This is a genomic window from Tindallia texcoconensis, assembly GCF_055383815.1.
Genome location: NZ_AP042431.1, coordinates 2,951,105 through 2,970,132, shown reverse-complemented (window position 1 = coordinate 2,970,132; position 19,028 = coordinate 2,951,105). Strand labels below are relative to the sequence as shown.

The 19,028-nt window shown below is 38.9% G+C and carries 20 protein-coding genes and 1 tRNA gene; all 21 read right to left on the bottom strand.

Going from position 1 to position 19,028, the window contains the following annotated elements:
• Nucleotides 1-9: 9 nt before the first annotated feature.
• The gene (gene hemZ / locus ACZ47N_RS13510; protein ID WP_464887054.1) at nucleotides 10-1,515 is read right to left on the bottom strand and encodes a coproporphyrinogen dehydrogenase HemZ; all 1,506 of its coding nucleotides are present in this window, start codon (nucleotides 1,513-1,515) and stop codon (nucleotides 10-12) included.
• A 37-nt stretch (nucleotides 1,516-1,552) separates the two neighbouring features.
• Nucleotides 1,553-2,173 (bottom strand): MBL fold metallo-hydrolase, encoded by a 621-nt coding sequence (locus tag ACZ47N_RS13505; protein WP_464887053.1) that lies wholly within the window; start codon nucleotides 2,171-2,173, stop codon nucleotides 1,553-1,555.
• 26 nt (nucleotides 2,174-2,199) lie between these two features.
• Nucleotides 2,200-2,649, bottom strand: coding sequence for a D-aminoacyl-tRNA deacylase (gene dtd, locus ACZ47N_RS13500; protein WP_464887052.1), 450 nt, complete (start codon nucleotides 2,647-2,649; stop codon nucleotides 2,200-2,202).
• 15 nt (nucleotides 2,650-2,664) lie between these two features.
• On the bottom strand, nucleotides 2,665-4,845 hold the full coding sequence (locus ACZ47N_RS13495) for a RelA/SpoT family protein (protein ID WP_464887051.1): 2,181 nt from the start codon (nucleotides 4,843-4,845) through the stop codon (nucleotides 2,665-2,667).
• A 57-nt stretch (nucleotides 4,846-4,902) separates the two neighbouring features.
• Nucleotides 4,903-5,421 (bottom strand): adenine phosphoribosyltransferase, encoded by a 519-nt coding sequence (locus tag ACZ47N_RS13490; RefSeq protein WP_464887050.1) that lies wholly within the window; start codon nucleotides 5,419-5,421, stop codon nucleotides 4,903-4,905.
• Between the two features lie 152 nt (nucleotides 5,422-5,573).
• Nucleotides 5,574-6,458 carry a protein translocase subunit SecF gene (gene secF, locus ACZ47N_RS13485; RefSeq protein WP_464887049.1) on the bottom strand — a complete coding sequence of 295 codons (885 nt, stop codon included), beginning with the start codon at nucleotides 6,456-6,458 and terminating at the stop codon, nucleotides 5,574-5,576.
• 13 nt (nucleotides 6,459-6,471) lie between these two features.
• Nucleotides 6,472-7,710, bottom strand: a complete 1,239-nt coding sequence (gene secD / locus ACZ47N_RS13480; protein WP_464887048.1) for a protein translocase subunit SecD — start codon at nucleotides 7,708-7,710, stop codon at nucleotides 6,472-6,474.
• Nucleotides 7,711-7,725: 15 nt separating this feature from the next.
• On the bottom strand, nucleotides 7,726-8,256 hold the full coding sequence (locus tag ACZ47N_RS13475; protein ID WP_464887047.1) for a gamma carbonic anhydrase family protein: 531 nt from the start codon (nucleotides 8,254-8,256) through the stop codon (nucleotides 7,726-7,728).
• Entirely contained in the window at nucleotides 8,253-9,608 is a 1,356-nt protein-coding gene (gene scfB, locus ACZ47N_RS13470) for a thioether cross-link-forming SCIFF peptide maturase (RefSeq protein ID WP_464887046.1), read from the bottom strand. The genes ACZ47N_RS13475 and scfB overlap by 4 nt, the downstream gene beginning before the upstream one ends.
• Nucleotides 9,609-9,690: 82 nt before the next feature.
• Nucleotides 9,691-9,834: a six-cysteine ranthipeptide SCIFF gene (gene scfA / locus ACZ47N_RS13465; RefSeq protein ID WP_464887045.1), complete on the bottom strand. Its 144-nt coding sequence runs from the start codon at nucleotides 9,832-9,834 to the stop codon at nucleotides 9,691-9,693.
• Between the two features lie 116 nt (nucleotides 9,835-9,950).
• On the bottom strand, nucleotides 9,951-10,244 hold the full coding sequence (yajC, locus tag ACZ47N_RS13460; protein WP_464887044.1) for a preprotein translocase subunit YajC: 294 nt from the start codon (nucleotides 10,242-10,244) through the stop codon (nucleotides 9,951-9,953).
• 67 nt (nucleotides 10,245-10,311) lie between these two features.
• Nucleotides 10,312-11,454, bottom strand: coding sequence for a tRNA guanosine(34) transglycosylase Tgt (gene tgt, locus ACZ47N_RS13455; RefSeq protein ID WP_464887043.1), 1,143 nt, complete (start codon nucleotides 11,452-11,454; stop codon nucleotides 10,312-10,314).
• 21 nt (nucleotides 11,455-11,475) lie between these two features.
• Complete coding sequence (gene queA, locus ACZ47N_RS13450; protein WP_464887042.1) at nucleotides 11,476-12,501, bottom strand: tRNA preQ1(34) S-adenosylmethionine ribosyltransferase-isomerase QueA; 1,026 nt, start codon at nucleotides 12,499-12,501, stop codon at nucleotides 11,476-11,478.
• 28 nt (nucleotides 12,502-12,529) lie between these two features.
• Nucleotides 12,530-12,742 carry a DUF2905 domain-containing protein gene (locus tag ACZ47N_RS13445; RefSeq protein WP_464887041.1) on the bottom strand — a complete coding sequence of 71 codons (213 nt, stop codon included), beginning with the start codon at nucleotides 12,740-12,742 and terminating at the stop codon, nucleotides 12,530-12,532.
• A complete protein-coding gene (gene ruvB / locus ACZ47N_RS13440) occupies nucleotides 12,742-13,728 on the bottom strand; it encodes a Holliday junction branch migration DNA helicase RuvB (protein WP_464888447.1) in 987 nt (328 codons plus the stop codon). The genes ACZ47N_RS13445 and ruvB overlap by 1 nt, the downstream gene beginning before the upstream one ends.
• A gap of 48 nt (nucleotides 13,729-13,776) precedes the next feature.
• Nucleotides 13,777-14,358 (bottom strand): Holliday junction branch migration protein RuvA, encoded by a 582-nt coding sequence (ruvA, locus tag ACZ47N_RS13435; RefSeq protein WP_464887040.1) that lies wholly within the window; start codon nucleotides 14,356-14,358, stop codon nucleotides 13,777-13,779.
• 38 nt (nucleotides 14,359-14,396) lie between these two features.
• A complete protein-coding gene (gene ruvC / locus ACZ47N_RS13430) occupies nucleotides 14,397-14,888 on the bottom strand; it encodes a crossover junction endodeoxyribonuclease RuvC (RefSeq protein WP_464888446.1) in 492 nt (163 codons plus the stop codon).
• A gap of 16 nt (nucleotides 14,889-14,904) precedes the next feature.
• On the bottom strand, nucleotides 14,905-15,336 hold the full coding sequence (locus ACZ47N_RS13425; protein ID WP_464887039.1) for a Fur family transcriptional regulator: 432 nt from the start codon (nucleotides 15,334-15,336) through the stop codon (nucleotides 14,905-14,907).
• A 162-nt stretch (nucleotides 15,337-15,498) separates the two neighbouring features.
• Nucleotides 15,499-15,595, bottom strand: a tRNA-Sec gene (locus ACZ47N_RS13420).
• An 80-nt stretch (nucleotides 15,596-15,675) separates the two neighbouring features.
• Nucleotides 15,676-17,577: a selenocysteine-specific translation elongation factor gene (gene selB, locus ACZ47N_RS13415; protein ID WP_464887038.1), complete on the bottom strand. Its 1,902-nt coding sequence runs from the start codon at nucleotides 17,575-17,577 to the stop codon at nucleotides 15,676-15,678.
• Nucleotides 17,574-19,001, bottom strand: a complete 1,428-nt coding sequence (selA, locus tag ACZ47N_RS13410; RefSeq protein WP_464887037.1) for an L-seryl-tRNA(Sec) selenium transferase — start codon at nucleotides 18,999-19,001, stop codon at nucleotides 17,574-17,576. The genes selB and selA overlap by 4 nt, the downstream gene beginning before the upstream one ends.
• Between the last annotated feature and the right edge of the window lie 27 nt (nucleotides 19,002-19,028).

Below are 19,028 nucleotides of genomic sequence, written 5' to 3'. Positions count from 1 at the left end.
TTCGCTCCTTTAAATTTCTTCCAATATTTGTCTCCATTTTTCATGGTATGTTGGCATTCGTTCCAAGTAAACTCTAATATCTTTTATACCTGGGATACGCTGGACTCTGTTTTCCTGAGGGTAGATAAGCTTAGTTACGGCTCCAGCACCTATTCCAAGAACCGTCTGTCTTTCTTCCATCATTAAAATATTGTATAGAGATGCTCTATCCGGTTTTGAAAAGCCGACGTTTTCCATATTAGCCAACATGTTTTTTTGTCGATATAGGTAATAGGCTTCTAAGCCAGATATGTGAGCAAATTCGTAGACTTGTTGCATAAGGGAAGCTGCTTGAGTGTGATTCCATTCAAAGGCATAATGTTGTTTTTTCAAACCAGCTGTCCTCTTCATGGCCAAGGAGTGTATGGTTAGGCTCTGTACGTCTAAATGGGCTAATTTGTTTAAAGTATCTCTAAAATCATCTGGAGATTCTCCTGGCAATCCCATGATTAAATCAACATTAATATTGCTTATCCCTACAGCAACCGCATCTTCGTAGACAGAGAAAAAATCCTGTACCGTATGACGGCGATTGATTTTGTGAAGTGTTCTGTCCTGTAGTGTCTGTGGATTAATACTGATTCTATGTACAGGATACTTCGAAAGCTGAGCCAGCTTTTCTTTGGTCAATGTATCTGGCCGTCCACCTTCAAAGGTTATTTCATCAATAGCCTGAAGATCCCATAGGCTTGATAGTGTTTCAAAAAAATGTTCTAATTGTTTTTCAGAAAAGACAGAAGGTGTTCCTCCTCCGATATAAATGCTTTGAATCCCGTATTCTGTACTTTTCAACATGTTTATGACTGTTTTCAACTCATGTAACAAGCCACGCAAATAGTCTTGCAATATTGGATCTTCTTGAGAATGAATAGATTGAGAAGCAAAGGAGCAATAGCTACATTTAGTAGGACAAAGAGGAATGTTGATATAAAGGCTTACAGATTTAAGATTTAGGCGTTTCAGATATTCTCTTTGTCGACAAGCAACTTCGGTAATAATGCTTGCCTTTGCTTCTGTCATCCTGGTTTCTTCTTGAAGATGAAGGATCGCCTTTGATTCTTCGTTTTTTTCTTGTAATATTTCATGAGCTATTTTAACAGGCCTTACCCCTGTTAAAATCCCCCAGGGCAACCATGTAGGATATATTGATTGTAACAAGTCAAAGATATGTCTTTTTAACTGTCTTTTTTCATTTTTTCGCTGCTTTCTTTGGTCTTCTACGGGCTGTAGGGTTGTTTTCCAGATTAGATTGATTCTTCCAGTAGCCATTATTAAGACTTTTGTTTCGTGTTTTTCGCGTTGGAATTTTGCTGTAATCATTAACGCCGCAACTTCAGAACACGCTATCTTTCTTCCGTGTTCGTCTAATCCATCTAAATTGACAACCGAGAATTCCTTGTCCATCATAAAAAGTCGTGCTAATTCACGTATTTCATATCTATCTGCAGATTCTTGAACTCTAATCACCAGTTTCATTTCATGCTCCCGTTCTTTTTCTCAATAATCTGGCCTTTTATCTAAGATGCGGATTACTCATTTTCTCCATTTTTATAGTGGTATCTGGTCCGTGACCAGGAAACACGATTACTTCTTCATCCAGCACCATGAGTTTTTGCTTTATGGACTCTAACAATTGAAATAGATTTCCGCCTTCAAGATCCGTTCGTCCGATGGATTGCATAAATAAAGTATCTCCAGCGAAAAGCATATCGCCGGCTAAAAGACAAATCCCACCTTGGGTATGGCCAGGCGTATGGATAACTTTGATAATAGATTCACCTAATTTAATTTCGTCACCATCCTCTAGTCGTTCGTCTGCAACGACTTCTATAGGTGCACCCATTCTAGCAGTGAAGTTTCGCTGTCCATCTGCAATCATTGATGCATCTTGATGATGAATTGCTATAGGTATGTTGAGTTTTTCAATTAAATCCTTTAGTGCTCCAATATGATCTCCGTGGCCATGAGTTAAGACGATTTTTTGTGCAGACCAGCCTTTTTCCTCTATCCTATCCATAATTCCTTTGGCATCACCGCCAGGATCTATTACAATGCAGTTGCCAGTAGCTTTATCCGCCACCAGATAGGTATTGACTTGTAGTGGTCCTGTTACTAAATTTTCCATTAAAAACATCTCTATGCCCTCCATTTATCATCTGTTTAAAAAGTTTTTTCACTGTCAATCATCATGGTAACTGGTCCATCATTTACAGAGGAAACTTCCATATGTGCCTGAAAAACTCCAGTTTCTGTTTTAATTCCTTTTTGTTTGCATTTGTCTACAAAATCTCGATACATTTTGTCCGCTTCTTCAGGTTCACGAGCATCCGTAAAACTTGGTCTTCTACCTTTCCTACAGTCACCCCATAGAGTAAATTGGGAAATACAGAGGATTTCACCTTTTTCATCCATTAGGGAACGATTCATTTTTCCTAATTCATCTTCAAAAATTCTTAAATTAGTAATTTTTTCAACCATATATTCGATATCTTTCTCTGTATCTTGTTTACCAACACCTAGGTACACTAGTAGGCCATTGGATATAGCCCCTGTCACTTCTCCATCTACAGAGACACAGGCAGACTTGACGCGCTGAACTATAGCCCTCATAAAATCCTCCTTCAATTATGTTTTTACTCGAAATACATCCTTCACGCCATCTAGGCTTTTTAGGGTTTTTCTTAATCTATCCAAATCCTCGGTACTGCTTATTTCTACCACTAAGTTAAAGGTTGCTTTCTTATCTTTGTTGTTGGTGCGTGCATTTAATGCGTTCACAGCAATTTTATCATCTGTAAGTACTTGGGTTATTTCCCTTAAGAGGTTTTTCCGATCATAAGCATTCACTTGCAATTCAGCCTGAAAACTAATTTCACTATTGTTATCCCATTCTACTTCGATGGTGCGCTCATCCTGTTCTGGACTTTCCATCAAACTAGGACAGTCTTTCCTATGAATCGACACCCCTCGTCCTCTGGTAATATAACCAATAATATCATCTCCAGGAACCGGATTGCAGCATTTTGAAAAACGAATCATGATATTATCGATTCCTTTGATGGTTACTCCCGAAGACTTTGTGCCTATTGTTTTCTTCTCTACTTCTTTTTTAGGTGATATTGGAATATATCGCTCTAATTCCTCTGGTGGAATCTGGGTTTTAATATATTCCCTTATTTTAGGAGTGACTTGGGCTAAAGCAATCCCACCATAACCAACAGCTGCATATAAATCTTCGTCAGAGTGCAGGCTCATGCGATTCGCAATAGCCGTCATTGTTTTTTCTTTAAGGGCAAGATGAATTGGTACATTCATACGTTTTACTTCACGTTCTATCAGATCTTTTCCTTTGGCAATATTTTCTTCTCGTCGTTCTTTCTTAAACCACTGTTTTATTTTGGTCTTGGCTTGTGAGCTTTGAACGATCTTTAGCCAGTCTCGACTAGGGCCATGACTGTTGCCGGAGGTGAGTACTTCAACAATATTTCCATTTTTTAATTTGTAGTTTAAAGGAACCATTTTACTATCTACTTTGGCACCTACGCATTTATTCCCAATATCACTATGGATTTTATAAGCAAAATCGATGGGAGTCGATCCAGCTGGTAAATCGATGACTTTTCCTTTTGGTGTGAAAACAAAAACTTCGTTGGTAAAAAGATCTATACGGAGGGATTCCATAAATTCTGCTGGATCTTTCGTTTCTTTTTCCCATTCCATCATTTGACTTAGCCAGTTCAACTTTTCATCGACGCGACCAGATTCACTAAGGCCATTCTGGCTTTCTTTATATTTCCAATGAGCCGCAATCCCAAATTCTGCAATATTGTTCATTTCATAGGTTCTTATTTGAATTTCAAAGGGCTCTCCTTTTGGACCAATCACCGTTGTATGCAGAGATTGATACATATTGGGTTTTGGCATAGCGATATAATCTTTAAAACGACCCGGAATTGGTTTCCAAATGGTATGCACTACGCCTAAAACACCGTAGCAGTCTTTAATGCTATCTACCATTACTCGAATCGCTAAAAAGTCAAAAATCTCTTCAAAGGCTCTTCCTTGATTCACCATTTTTTTATAGATACTATAAAAATGTTTAGGGCGACCAAAAATTTCGCTTTCGATACTAAAATCTTCTAATTTCCCGTGGAGTTCTTCGATTACTCGATTAATAAAAGCTTCTCTTTCATCTCTTTTTTTTGCTACTTTGTCTACTAAATCGTAATACCCTTTGGGATCAATATAGAGAAGGCTCAGATCTTCTAATTCCCATTTGATCTTTGACATTCCTAATCGATGAGCAATGGGCGCAAAAATTTCCAACGTTTCTCTTGCTTTTTCCTTTTTTTTGTCATCACTTTGAAATTTCAAAGTTCTCATATTGTGAAGTCTGTCGGCTAGTTTTATAAGCACCACTCGAATGTCTTTAGCCATGGCTACAAACATTTTACGCAGATTCTCTGCTTGCTTTTCTTCTTTAGATTCAAAGTTCATTTTAGTTAGTTTGGTGACACCTTCCACCAACTCTGCAATTTCTTCTCCAAATTCCATTTTCATAGCTTCGTAGCTATTGGGGGTATCTTCAAGTACATCATGCATCAAACCTGCTGCAATGGTACTGCTGTCCATTTGCAGCTGAATCAATATTTTTGATACTTCTACAGGATGAGAAAAATAACGATCTCCAGATTTGCGGTATTGGCCTTCATGGGCACTTTCCGCAAACTGATAAGCTCGAATAATAAGTTCGACGTCGCAATTTGGATTATGTTCTTCTATCATCGTGATTAAGTTTTCCAACATGATGTCTTCACCTCCCTGTTTTCAATAAGTCCATAAGGTTATTTTAATTCATCTATGTTATTGGTCATAGGAAATAAGGCTGTGTATCTCATATCCTTTCAGTTGTTCACGTCCATTCAAGAATGTTAATTCCATCAAAAACTGCATGGAAACCACTTCTCCCCCAAGTTGTTCAATTAATTTAGCTGTAGCTTTCATAGTGCCTCCAGTTGCCAATAAATCATCCACAATCACAACTCTTTGGCCTGGCTGTATGGCATCTTCATGAATTTCTAATGAATCGGTTCCGTATTCAAGGTCATACTCATATTTTTGAATGGCTGCCGGTAATTTTCCAGGCTTACGAACGGGTACAAAACCAGCATTCAGAAGGTATGCAATAGGAACTCCCACGATAAAACCTCTGGATTCTGGTCCTACAACCAGATCTATTTGCTGACTTTTAAGGGGTTGACACAAATCATCAATCATTTTTCTAAGGGCAGCAGGATCTTTTAAAAGTGTCGTAATGTCCTTAAAGTTAATGCCTTCTTTCGGAAAATCTTGAATCTCTCGAATTTTATCTTGGAGCAACATGGCAAACCTCCCATTAGTCATAATAAAGAATACTATCATTATATCGATTTATTTCCATTTACTCAATATTGAATACCCTTTTCTTACACAAAAATCTCATGGTTAAGGAATAAACGAAACAGCCACCCCTAAAAGGATCGCTGTCGTTCTGTTTATGCTTTGGAAAAAGTTTTATTCGGATCTTTTGATCTTTCCTTAATCATTACCCATACAGGACTAGCAATAAAAATGGATGAATAGGTTCCACTAATAATACCTGCAATCAATGGAAGAGCAAAATCCTTAATCATGGGCACTCCAAGAATGTATAGTGCCACAATTGTAATAAGGGTTGTGACTGAAGTGTAAATAGATCGCTTCATTGTTTGTCGGATACTTTCTGTTGTGAGGTTGGTAAAATCAAATTTCTTCATTAATTTTCTATTTTCTCGTATCCGGTCAAAAACAACGATCGTATCGTTAATGGAGTACCCGAGTACGGTTAACATAGCCGCCACAAAAGGACTATTAATGGGGATTTTGAAAATAATAAACACGGATACCACAATGAGAATATCATGAAGCAATGCAATGATGGCTGCCAGTCCAAAACTAAATTCAAATCGGAACGTAATATAAATAAGCATCCCTATAGCTGCAATTAGAATAGATAAATAGGCTCTATTCTGGATTTCTTGCCCAATGGATGGACCAAATTGTGCCGCTCTCAAAAAATCGTCTTCAACGATTCCGTACTGTTCTTGAAATTCATGAAATACTTCCATTCGTTCTTGATGATTCATATCGACAATGGTTCTAATTTGAACTTGTTCCTGTTCTGATCCGATAAAATTAATACTAGCATCTGCGTCGAAGCGATTCGTCACTTGACGAATTTCACTGACTTCTATCTGTTGATGAAAATCAAACTCCATAATGGTTCCTCCGGTAAAATCTATACCGGTGTTAACCCCTCCGACAACGGCAAAAAGAAGGGCCGTCAGGATAATGGCTGCAGAAATAGAAAACCAAATTTTCTTTTGATGAATAATTTCCATGAGGTTCCCTCCTTTATACTCCATAGTATTTTGGATTTTTAAACATGTTCGTAGCCACCAAGGATTTTAACAATACCCGAGTAACCACCATGGCCGTAAACATACTGACAATCAAACCAATGATCAACATAACGGCAAAGCCTCGAATAGGTCCTGTCCCAAACTGGTATAAGGTAACGCCAGCAATCAATGTGGTTATATTAGCATCTAGTATGGTTCTAAAGGCACGTTTAAAACCTGAATCGATAGAAACACGGACGCTCTTGCCATTGATTATCTCTTCTTTTATTCGTTCAAAAATAATCACATTGGCATCTACTGCCATCCCAATGGATAAAATCAATGCGGCAATACCTGGCAAAGTTAGTGTAGCATTAAGAGCTACAAAGATGGTTAGCACTAATAAAATATAAATGGTTAAGGCAATATTTGCCACAAAACCAGATAATCGATAGACGACCAACATAAAAATCAACACTAATACAATCCCAATTTTCGCAGCATCTATGCTTCGGTTTAGAGCATCAACTCCCAAACTAGCAGTAATGGTGGATGTCTGAACTTCGTATAGGTTCACAGGTAAAGAACCTGCCCGAATCAAAGCAGCTAAATTTGAAGCCTCTTCTATAGTGAAGTTACCACTAATAGTCGCTACACCATCTGGAATTCGTGAACGAACCACTGGGGCTGAAATAATTTCATCATCTAAGATAATGTAAATCGGTTCACCAATATAAGTGCCTGTAGCTTCAGCAAAACTCCGTGCTCCTTCCTGATCAAGTTCCAACCTAACCACAGGATTTGCTTCCCCATCCACATAAGTAGCATTTGCACCAGTAACATTTCCACCAGTTAGAACAGTGCTCTCATCTGGCGCTAAAAATTCTAGTTGGGCTGTTCGTCCAATCATATCCAGCGCCTCTTGTACTTCTTCCACTCCCGGAAGTTCTACACGAACTCTGTTATCGCCCTCTCGAACAATTACTGGTTCTGTCAGTCCCATGCCATCCACTCGCATTCGGAATACACTGATGGTTTGTTCAATGATACGATCTAATTCTTCTCCTGTAGCATCTGTATCCGCCTCAAAGATGACAAAGACACCACCTCTAAGATCCAAGCCTTGATTGATATTTTCCATCACTGGTTTAATTTCTGTATTGCCTATGGTTATCCCGTTGATGGCTATCATAACGCCTCCAACAGCAATCATTATAATGATCAGAACAACCGCTATGCATCTTGCTTTCATTCCATTCCCTCCTTATTAAAGGCATTCTTGCACCTGTGCTTTATGTTCCTTATGTTCCTTTGCAAATACAATATAGTGTTCCGCTGATAGGCGGTTTTTTTTCTTTTCTTCTTCCGTTAGCTCTCGAATCACTTTTGCCGGTGATCCCATGGCTAAAACGCCAGCAGGGATTTTTTTTCCTTCAGGAACCAAACTTCCTGCAGCAACAATGCTTTTATCTCCTACGGTAGCGCCATTCATGATAATGGCTCCCATTCCAATAAGAACTTCATTCCCAATAGTACAGCCATGTATAATGGCATTGTGGCCTACGGTTACATAGTCTCCAACAATGGTAGGGTGATTGAAAGCTATATGAAGTACCGAACCATCCTGTATATTGCTGCCTTCACCAATCAAAATATCGTTGTAATCACCTCGGGCAATCACTCCATACCAAAGGCTTGCATCTTTTTCCATCACTACGTTTCCTATAACACTGGCGGTTTCTGCCACAAAACAAGTATCATGGATCTGGGGAAGTCGTCGATTGTTTTCTTTAATCATGAAGATTCCTCACTTTCACAGGCCAATATAGTCATTGCTGTTTCTAATCGGATCTTTTCCATTTGACATCCAAGTTCGTAGGGTTTATTAAGGTCCTTGTTTGCAAAAAATGCATTGGCATGACATCCACCACTACAATAGTACTTTGCCCAACATTCTCTACACTCAAGTTTATTGAAAACATTTGCGTTTCTAAAGTTTTCTAGTTGACCCTTATTTACTAGACCAGACTCCACATCTCCCAAACGAAATTGAGATTGTCCAACAAATTGATGACAAGGGTATAAATCCCCTTCTGGAGTAACTGCCAAATACTCTGTCCCAGCACCACACCCTGCAGATCGTTTTTTCATACATGGACCTTGTTTTAAATCCAGTATAAAATGAAAAAAGCGGAAGGCTTTATCTGTCCCTTTTCTTCTAAGATAAGCCTCAGCCAAAGTTTGGTATTCTTGTTCTATAGCTGGTATATGAGATTCTCGAAGAGCATACGCTTTTTCAGGTGGACCTACCACAGGCTCTACGGATATTTGTTGATATCCTAAGTCTGCCATATGCAATACATCTGCTGAAAAGTCTAAATGCCTTGCAGTAAATGTTCCTCTAACAAAATAAGGTTTTGAACCTCTTTTTTTAATCATTTTCGTTATTTGAGGCTGTATTAAATCGTAAGAACCCTTACTCCCAAGGGTTTTTCGCATTCGATCATTTACCGTCTTTCGTCCATCCAGGCTTAATACGATATTCTCCATTTCCTGATTGATGAAATCCATTTTGTCATCTGTCAGGGCTAGGGCATTTGTCGTTAGTGTAAATCGAAAGATTTTTCCGTTGGTTTTTTCTAGGCTTCTTCCATAAGCAACCAATTCTTTAATTAATGAAAAATTAAGCAATGGTTCTCCACCAAAAAAATCTACTTCCAACTGCCTTCTTTTACCAGAGTTTTCCACTAAAAACGAGAGGGCTTTTTTACCAGTTTCTAGGGACATCATCCCTCTTTCACCATGAAAAGTACCTTCTGCTGCAAAGCAGTATTCACAAGATAAATTACAATCATGAGCCACATGAAGACACATGGCTTTGATTACGGATTCTTTGTGTTGGATCTGTTGATCTCCAGATTCTGGTTGAGTGTATAGCATCCCCTTTTGAATTAGGGCTTCGATTTCCGAAAAAGCAGCTTCAACCATTTCGTCGCCATATGTATTTTTAAGATGGCGGATGGTAGGCTCATCCTTCAAAACCGAATGTTCTCCCAACATGTGATAAATCAGATCATTGATCACATGTACTGCTCCAGAGTAGACATCAACAGCCATCACTTTTCCATTTCGTTTAAACGTATGAACCACTCAAATTCCTTCTTTCCAAATGATTATTAACAAAAGAAAAAGCAGGGAGTTTGCACTCCTGCCTATGCAATCATGAGCTTTCTTATTTTTCGCAAATCTGATTGCCAACGGTACAAGAAGTTTTACAAGCAGACTGACAAGAAGTTTGGCATTCCCCACACCCAGTGTGTTCGCCTTTTTCCGGCAATTTATTCTCATTTAATGTTTTGATTTGTTTTTTATTCATTCTCTTGCTCCTCCTATTCATTATTAAGTTCTTAAGCATTATATCACATGCGGTTGCAAAAAAACAACAAAGCAGCGGTTTTGTTTCCGCTGCCTTTAGATCTTTTCTTTTTCTGCTTAAGCTTCGGTTTTCTCCGTATCTTCGTCGTCATTCTCATTAACAAGATTTCCAACTGACCATTTAGCCATGGTTAACTTTGTTTTGTCTGCTCCTACTTCAATGGTCAGGATGTCTTCTCTCACTTTTACTACACGTCCAAAAATGCCTCCAATGGTTACTATTTCATCGCCGATCTTCAAATTCTCTCTCATGGTTTTGATTTTTTTCTCTTTTGTTTTCTGGGGCTTGATAATGAGAAAGTAAAAGATGGCCAGGAAACCCAAAGGAATAATTAATCCTGAAAACTGCATGATGTACCTCCTTCCAAATGATATGCTCTCTTAACCTATTAAACTATATTCAGCCTTGCTTGTCAATTTATCCGTCTAAATTGATGATAAGTTCTTCTTTGTAATAGGATCGATAAAAGGCTTTACAATAGTCTAGTAAAGAATCTTCTCGTATGGCTTGCCTCATTTCTTTCATGAGTCGAAGTAGAAACGTAATATTATGAATGCTTAATAATCGAAGGCCTAATATTTCGTTTGCTTTAAATAAATGGCGAAGATACGCTCTGCTATAATTCTGACAACAATAACATTCACAATGACTATCCAAGGGTTCCCAAGATTCGAAGTGTTTAGCATTTTTCATGACGACATTCCCTTGGCTTGTCATGGCTGTTCCATTTCTGGCAATGCGCGTTGGAAGCACGCAGTCAAACATATCAACACCTCTTAATACTCCATGAATCAAGGAATCCGGACTGCCTACCCCCATCAGATAACGAGGTTTATCTTTGGGCATCATAGGCATTAGATGATCTAGTACCTCATACATGGATTCTTTTGGTTCTCCTACACTCAAGCCACCAATCCCATAGCCAGGAAAATCCAACTCCAAAAGCGCATGGGCACTTCGTGCCCGAAGATCTGGATACATGCCACCTTGAATAATTCCAAAAAGATGCTGCTGTTCTATATTTTCATGGGCTTCTTTACATCGTTGAGCCCATCGGGTCGTTCGATCTACAGATTGTAGAACATATTCATACTCCGACGGATAAGGGATACATTCATCAAAAGCCATGATTATATCAGCGCCTAGCTGATTCTGAATCTCTACGGCTTTTTCAGGGGATATAAAGTGTCTGGAACCATCGATATGAGACTGAAAAGTAACTCCTTCTTCCGTAATCTTATTCAGATGTCCTAAGCTAAATACCTGAAATCCACCACTGTCTGTCAAGATTGGTTTATCCCAGTTCATAAATCGATGAAGACCACCTGCTTTTTCTACCAGGTCTGATCCTGGTCTCATGTATAAATGGTACGTGTTGCTTAAGATGATTTGCGCATCACATGTTTTTAATTCTTCTGGTGTCATGGTTTTAACGGTTGCCTGTGTACCAACTGGCATAAAAATAGGTGTTTCAATGATGCCATGACTTGTCTGTAGTAATCCATTACGGGCTAAAGACTGGCTAGAAGTTTCTAATGGGGTAAATATATTATTTTCCATTGGCTTGCTCCTTCTCTTTCGCTATTCTATCCACATGGCATCTCCAAAACTAAAGAATCTGTATTTTTTGGCCACTGCCTCTTCATAAGCTGCTAACATAAAGTTCTTCCCAGCTAAAGCACTGACAAGCATTAGCAATGTAGACTCCGGTAAGTGAAAATTAGTTATTAAAACATCCAAAAATTTAAACTGATACCCAGGAGTAATAAAGATATCCGTCCATTTTTTGGTGGATTTGATAAAGCCGCTTTTATCCGTTGCAGATTCAATCGCTCGACAGCTTGTGGTACCTACGGCAACAATACGTCCACCAGCTTGTTTAATCTGATTCATTTGATTCGCACTTTCCAGAGAAATTTCAAAGAATTCTTCATGCATTTTATGATCCTCTAGATGGTCTGCTTGAACGGGTCTAAATGTCCCTAGTCCTACATGGAGGGTAATCGGAATAATTGAAACGCCTTTTTCCCTAACTTTATCCATTAAGTCTTCCGTAAAATGAAGGCCTGCTGTAGGTGCTGCTGCTGATCCAGGGATATCACTATACACAGTCTGATAACGTTCCTGATCTAACAATTTTTCGTTTATATATGGTGGCAATGGCATTTCACCAAGTTGCTGAATGGTTTCTTGCAAGGACCCTTGACATTCAAATTTCACAAGACGTAATCCTTCTTCCCGTTCTTCTATGACCGTTGCCTTTAATTGCTGATCTCCAAAAATAACCTGCGAATCTTTTCGAATTCTTTTGGCCGGTTTAGCCATCACTTCCCAGAGGTTTTCCCCTTCTTCCTTCAGTAACAAAAATTCTGCTTTTCCATTAGTGTATCGTTTCTTTCCTATCAAACGTGCTGGAATAACCCGAGAGGTGTTAATCACCAAGGCGTCGCCAGGGTTTAATTTAGTCAAAATATCCGAAAAGCTTAAATCCTCAATGGTTTGATTTGATTTATTCAAGGCCATTAATCTTGATTGGTCTCTTTTTTTAAGAGGATGTTGGGCAATTAGTTCTTCAGGTAGTTCATAAAAAAAATCACTGGTTTTCATATCGATCACTCTCATTCATTATATTCTTTTATCGTCTCATAAAAAAGTTAATCAGAAAAGTCAGCAACAAACTAACTAGAATACTAGTAGCCATGGGGAAATAGAAGGTAGCATTTCCTCGGCGCCATACAAAGTCACCTGGCAGTTGTCCCAAACCAGTTTTTCCAACTATCAGTATCATCAGGCTAACAGCTGCTATTACAAGACCTATAATCATCATGGTTTTTGCCATTTCTTCCATTAGGATCCCTCGCTTTGCTCCGAATAGGGTTGATGAAAATGGTCATACGCTTTTCTCATCACCATTCTTCCCCTGGGAGTACGACTGATGAATCCGATTTGCATTAAATAGGGTTCGTACACGTCTTCAATCGTATTTTTCTCTTCTCCTGTAGCTGCAGCTAATGTATCTACTCCTACCGGACCTCCATTAAAGTTTTGAATCATGGCTAATATCATTTTCTTATCTACACTATCCAAGCCCAGTGCATCAATTTCAAATAAGTGTAATGCCTCATTAACAGATTTAGCATCAATAATGCCATCGGCTCTTACTTGGGCATAATCCCGGATTCTTTTCAGCAATCTATTAGCAATTCGTGGTGTTCCCCGAGATCTAGATGCTATTTCTATTGCTGCAGATTCTTCAATGGGAACTTGTAAAATTCCAGCAGATCGTTTCACAATTTTTGTAAGTTGTTCCGTATTATAAAGTTCCAGCCTGCTAATCACTCCAAAACGATCTCGTAGAGGAGAAGTTAGCAATCCAGCACGTGTAGTGGCTCCAATGAGTGTGAACTGACTTAACTCTAATCTTACAGAACGGGCACTTGGCCCTTTCCCTATAATGATGTCTAACACATAGTCTTCCATGGCTGGATACAGTATTTCTTCTACTGCACGATTTAAGCGATGAATTTCATCGATGAAAAGTACATCATGTTCTGTTAAGTTTGTCAAAATGGCCGCTAAATCTCCTGGTCTTTCAATGGCAGGACCACTGGTAATGCGAATGTTGACGTTCATTTCGTTGGCGATAATACTGGAAAGTGTTGTTTTTCCAAGACCTGGTGGTCCATATAATAACACATGATCTAGGGATTCATTACGATTTCGTGCTGCTTCAATAAAAATACGGAATTTTTCCTTGGTTTTTTCCTGACCGATATAATCGTCTAGGGTCTTAGGTCTTAAACCGGTTTCAATAGCGGCATCTTCTTCCTTCATTTCATTTGTAATAATCCGTTCTTCTATGCTCACGTATTTCCCTCCGCTTTATGGAAGCAGCCAGGCTAAAGCAGCCTTTAGCCCTGCTTCTGTAGTAGTTGTTTCGGACGCGGTGGCTCTGACAGCCTGTAATGCTTCTTGTTGTTGATAACCAAGAGTCGTCAATGCTTCTATTATTTCATCCTCCAACAAAGTTCCCTGAGCAGGAATGGGAACATTTTCTACATTCATATCTTTTATCTTGTCTTTCAATTCTAAAACCATACGTTCTGCCGTCTTCTTTCCAACCCCAGGAGCTTTAGAAAGCATAGAAATATTCTGAGTAGCAATTTGCTGACACAGTACCTCTACGGAAAAAGTTGACAAGATAGCAATAGCTGCTTTCGGACCAATTTTCGTGACAGAAATTAATTTTTTAAACATAGTCAACTCCGTTCGTGAAAAAAAACCATACAGACTAACTCCATCTTCTCGCACACTGTAATGCGTATAAAGTATAACGGAAGAGCCAGCTTGAATTTGTGCCAAGCTTTTGGTAGATGAATATACTCCATAACCAATCCCATTGGCTTCGATAATCGCTTGGTCATGCGTCACACAATCCACGGTTCCTTTTATATATTCAATCAAATCAGACTCACTCCTTCATCGGATTTGCATAAACATGATTATACTTTAAATAAATTTTGAAAGTTTCCCGTATGGGCGTGACACATGGCAATAGCTAGGGCGTCTGCTGCGTCATCAGGCTTCGGAATTTCCTTAAGGTTTAAAAGAGTTTTTACCATTATTTGCACCTGCTGTTTTTCCGCTCTTCCATAGCCAGCAACCCCCTGCTTTACCTGCAGCGGTGTGTATTCAAAAATGGGCAGGTTTTCCAAGGATGCGGTTAAAATAACTACTCCTCTTGCCTGCCCTACTAATAATGCTGATTTAGCGTTGGAATTAAAAAAAAGTTCTTCCACTGCTACGGTATCTGGTTTGTATCGAATAATCAATTGTTTCATGCATTCATTGATTTTATTTAAACGATCTGGCATAGGGGTTTTGCTATGCGTCCTAATCACACCATATTGAATGACTCGAAATTGGTTGTGCTGATAGTCTACAAATCCATATCCTGTAGTCGCAAGACCTGGATCAATCCCCATGATTCTCATTTCTATCAGTCCCTTTTTATGTTTTCCGGCATTTTCCACAATATCCATAAATTTCAAAACGATGTTCTACCGGAGAAAAAGTAGTATGTTCCTGTATATATCTATTGATATCTTCATACGGACAAAAATGAATGATTTCAGCATCGTTACACTTCAGGCAAATCAAATGATGATGATGCTGATGACAGTTATATTCATAGCTTGCTATTCCATCTTGAAGGGTAACCTTTTTAACTAATCCACACTCCATCAAGATTTCTAGATTTCTGTATACCGTAGAGTAATTCAAAGTTAGACTCTTTTCTTGAGTTGCTTTATAGATTTGTCCAGCTGTTATCAAGTGCTTTTCAGAGGATAAAAGAATTTCGATAATCGTTTTACGTTGATTTGTAAATTTGTAGCCTTTTTCTTTTAGCTGTTGCTGACAATGTTTCACTTCTTGACTCATATGTCAACCTCCGCCCAATCTTTTATAGAGCTTTATTTCTAAAACAAATCAAACTAGGTGAGTGGCTTCAAAGTCCACGATGCAAAGCGGTGTTCTTTATGATAGATACAATGCTTTACTCATAAAAATAAATTGAGAGCCGAAGCCCTCAATTAATGACAGTGGCGGGAGTACGTGGGAATCGAACCCACCCAAGAGGCTCCTAACCCCTCGAACTGGTTTTGAAGACCAGAGGGCACACCAGCACCCATCTACTCCCTTGAACATCAAGATTTATTGACGAACTCCATTATAGCACAAAGACCTTTAAAACAGCAAGAACTGTTTCTGTTTATCTGATTATTTTTCAATTAAAATACGATTGTCCCCTTGTCTTCGAGTGAATTTTTCCTGATCTAAATGTTCTAAAATAGCCACTGCATATTTCCTGCTGGTCCCTAGCAGATCACGAAATTCAGCTACGCTTAAGGTATCATGAGTCGTAAAATGCTGCCTAATTTTTTCTTTTGCTTCTTCATAGGCCTTGCGATGTAAAATCAGATCCTGTTGAAGTCGAAGCAGGTTATCGCCCATCATTGCTTCTAGAACTTGTTGAATGGTTTTTTCTTTTCCTTTAATCTTTAATTTAGCTTCATCTAGCTTTGGTGGTGTGAATGGTGAACTTAAAAACAGTGTTTCCACCTGTGTTGCAACCTCTTTTTGTTCTGGAGTTGGTTTTATCGTAAAATCAGCCAAAGATACAATACTAGTACTCAATCTAAGTATTTTTTCATTTTGCATATTCTCCAAAACTTGATCCGCTACACGATTTTGTGTTTTTGTAAAAACACGGCTTTTTAATTCTTCCTTTGGCATTCCCTGTCGTAAGGGATTATTTTTATGGTATTTCAGCAGATGGGTAGTAATATCATCCAATAATGCGTCGTAATAATCTTGATGAATAAAATAACGCTCATCTATGGGATATACCAGATTTTGTTCTATTAGGCCATGGATGATTTTCTGGATTTCTCCTTCTGAGTAACCAAAACTTCGAGAAAGATCCGCAAGATCTGGAAATTCTTGACTGTTTTTTTTCAAGGCCTGCTCTAAATCAGCTTCTGGTCCACCAGTTTCTTTGGCTGTCAGCATGTCAATAATATCTTGACGCATGGCTCTATGTTTATCTGGAACTGGTTCAATAATCGTTGCACCACCTAATGTTTCCATAGGTGAGTAAAAGCGAACAACAATATGATCGCCTTTTTTAAATACGGTACTTTCTTCCAATCGAAATTGTACCAAAGCACTTTCTCCGGCTTCAATGGTATCTTGCTCTAAAATAACCAACCTAGCAAGAATTTCTGATGCCCCGTGGTAAATTCGAACACGATCCCTCTGTTTAACTTTTCTAGGGATATTCTTGAGTAGTGTCAATCTGCCATCAACCATCATCGTTGGATTCATAGACTTAGGCTTCGCTAAGTAATCGCCTCGGTTAATAAGGTCTCTTTTAACACCTGAAAGATTAATGGCTACACGCTGTCCAGCAAAAGCTTGTGATACGGTTTCTCCATGAACCTGAATATTTCTAATACGCACTTCTTGATCACCAGGATAAAGTTGTACTCTATCCTCAGGTCTAACATTTCCTTCGGCAAGGGTTCCTGTGACAACAGTTCCAAATCCTGTAATGGTAAATACCCGATCAATAGGCATTCGAAAGGGTGCTTTTTCATCTCTTGCTTCAATTTCTTGGTAATAGCTTGCTAGTTTTTCTATCAACTCGGTTATCCCTCTTCTAGATACTGAGTCTACAGCTAGAATAGGTGCTTCTTCCAGAAAAGTATCTTGTAAAGCATTTGATACATCTTCTTTAACTAACTCTAACCATTCAGGATCTACTAGATCTGATTTTGTAATAACAACAATTCCTTTTTTGATCGAAAGCATCTGTAGAATATCCAAATGTTCTTTTGTTTGCGCCATCACCCCTTCATCTGCTGCGATAACGAGCATCACCAGATCTATCCCTCCAGCACCTGCTAGCATATGACGGATAAAGCGCTCATGGCCTGGTACGTCAACGATACCAGCTCGAATTCCACCAGGTAGATCAAAATGAGTAAATCCCAGTTCGATGGAAATCCCTCTCTTCATCTCTTCTTTTAACCTGTCCGTATTACGACCTGTCAACGCTTGTATTAATGTTGTTTTTCCATGGTCTATATGTCCAGCTGTTCCTATGATTAAATGCTTCAACCTTGGTCACTCCTTTTCATCCATTCATTGAGTCTTTGGGCTATCATGGAGAAATCGGATTGGAATAGTGTTCGTACATCTAAAAAGTAGGCTCCTTCAGAGAGTCTTCCCATAACCCCAGGTTTACCAGTTCTAAGATACCGTTCCAACTTTGTTGTTTTTTCCGAGTTTCCTCGAAATGAAACAGATCTACTTTCTATCTCATGTCCAGGATATGAACCACCACCAACTTGTGAATAGGTTTTTTCAATAGAAACTCGAAGTCCTTGTATTTCTTTTGGCAACATATTTTGGAAATGTTGGGCTTTTTCCTCAAGTTCCTCTGGTGCAATGGTCATCATGCGGACCGTCGGAATTTGCTTTAGTGCTTCCTTGGGATGTAGGTACTGTTTTAACGTTGCTTCTAAAGCGCATAGCGTTAGTTTATCGACTCTAAGAGCACGGGTTAAAGGATGAGCAGCAATTTTTCTAATCCATTCCGCTTTCCCAACAATAATACCAGCTTGTGTCCCTCCCAACAGTTTATCGCCGCTGAAGGTCGTGATATCGCATCCCGAAGCAACCACTTCCTGTACCGTTGGTTCGTAGGGATATCCATAGGCCTGTAAATCTAAAAACAAACCACTTCCTAAATCATTGATCACAGGGATTTTTTTATCTCTTGAAAGTTGCATTAGCTCTTCTAAGCTCGTATCATGAGTAAAGCCAAGTAATTTAAAATTGCTACGGTGTACTTTCATTAAAGCAGCCGTGTTTTCAGTTACAGCTTTTTCGTAATCCCTTACATAACACTTATTGGTGGCCCCTACTTCCACCAATTTAGAACCACTTTGCTCCATTACTTCGGGTACTCGAAACGAACCACCAATCTCCACCAATTCACCTCTAGAAATAATGACTTCCTTCCCTTTAGCAATTGCAGATAGCACTAATAGCACAGCACCAGCATTATTATTAACTACAATTGCATCCTCTGCTCCAGTCAACCTTAATAAGAGGTCTTTCATGTGCTGATAGCGACTCCCTCTTTTCCCTGTGTTCAGGTCCAGTTCCAAATTGCTGTATCCACCAGCTATTTCTTGGAGGACGTCCTTCGTATATTCCCCCAAGGGTGCTCTACCCAGATTTGTGTGCAGGATCACTCCTGTCCCATTTATTACTTTTCGAATTTGAATTTCTTGAATTTGGGCTATTTTGTCCCGAACCGTGCTTACAAGGGCTTCTATCTCCAACTCTTTTTCACTAATAAAACCCATTTCCTTTGTTAAAATACTTTGTCTTATTTCGTCAATGGTTTGCCGGATCACATCCAACAAAGTGGTTCTGCCTACTTTTTGAAGCAATGAATCCATCTTCTCATGCTGGATCAGATCATCCATTTTGGGGATTTTTCTTAAAAGCTGCTGATCTGCCACTTCATTCACCTCATCCTGTCGTATTATTTCTGCTAT

Bases quoted from the DNA above. Each gene is read 5' to 3' on its own strand.
- ruvB (WP_464888447.1), bottom strand. From the start codon at position 13,728: ATGAAGGAAGAAGATGCCGCTATTGAAACCGGTTTAAGACCTAAGACC.
- ACZ47N_RS13475 (WP_464887047.1), bottom strand. From the start codon at position 8,256: ATGATTAAAGAAAACAATCGACGACTTCCCCAGATCCATGATACTTGT.
- ACZ47N_RS13445 (WP_464887041.1), bottom strand. From the start codon at position 12,742: ATGGAAGAAATGGCAAAAACCATGATGATTATAGGTCTTGTAATAGCA.
- ruvC (WP_464888446.1), bottom strand. From the start codon at position 14,888: ATGAGAATCATGGGGATTGATCCAGGTCTTGCGACTACAGGATATGGA.
- secF (WP_464887049.1), bottom strand. From the start codon at position 6,458: ATGGAAATTATTCATCAAAAGAAAATTTGGTTTTCTATTTCTGCAGCC.
- scfA (WP_464887045.1), bottom strand. From the start codon at position 9,834: ATGAATAAAAAACAAATCAAAACATTAAATGAGAATAAATTGCCGGAA.
- queA (WP_464887042.1), bottom strand. From the start codon at position 12,501: ATGAAAACCAGTGATTTTTTTTATGAACTACCTGAAGAACTAATTGCC.
- hemZ (WP_464887054.1), bottom strand. From the start codon at position 1,515: ATGAAACTGGTGATTAGAGTTCAAGAATCTGCAGATAGATATGAAATA.
- ACZ47N_RS13505 (WP_464887053.1), bottom strand. From the start codon at position 2,173: ATGTTTTTAATGGAAAATTTAGTAACAGGACCACTACAAGTCAATACC.
- tgt (WP_464887043.1), bottom strand. From the start codon at position 11,454: ATGGAAAATAATATATTTACCCCATTAGAAACTTCTAGCCAGTCTTTA.
- secD (WP_464887048.1), bottom strand. From the start codon at position 7,710: ATGAAAGCAAGATGCATAGCGGTTGTTCTGATCATTATAATGATTGCT.
- yajC (WP_464887044.1), bottom strand. From the start codon at position 10,244: ATGCAGTTTTCAGGATTAATTATTCCTTTGGGTTTCCTGGCCATCTTT.
- dtd (WP_464887052.1), bottom strand. From the start codon at position 2,649: ATGAGGGCTATAGTTCAGCGCGTCAAGTCTGCCTGTGTCTCTGTAGAT.
- ACZ47N_RS13425 (WP_464887039.1), bottom strand. From the start codon at position 15,336: ATGAGTCAAGAAGTGAAACATTGTCAGCAACAGCTAAAAGAAAAAGGC.
- ACZ47N_RS13495 (WP_464887051.1), bottom strand. From the start codon at position 4,845: ATGTTGGAAAACTTAATCACGATGATAGAAGAACATAATCCAAATTGC.
- ACZ47N_RS13490 (WP_464887050.1), bottom strand. From the start codon at position 5,421: ATGTTGCTCCAAGATAAAATTCGAGAGATTCAAGATTTTCCGAAAGAA.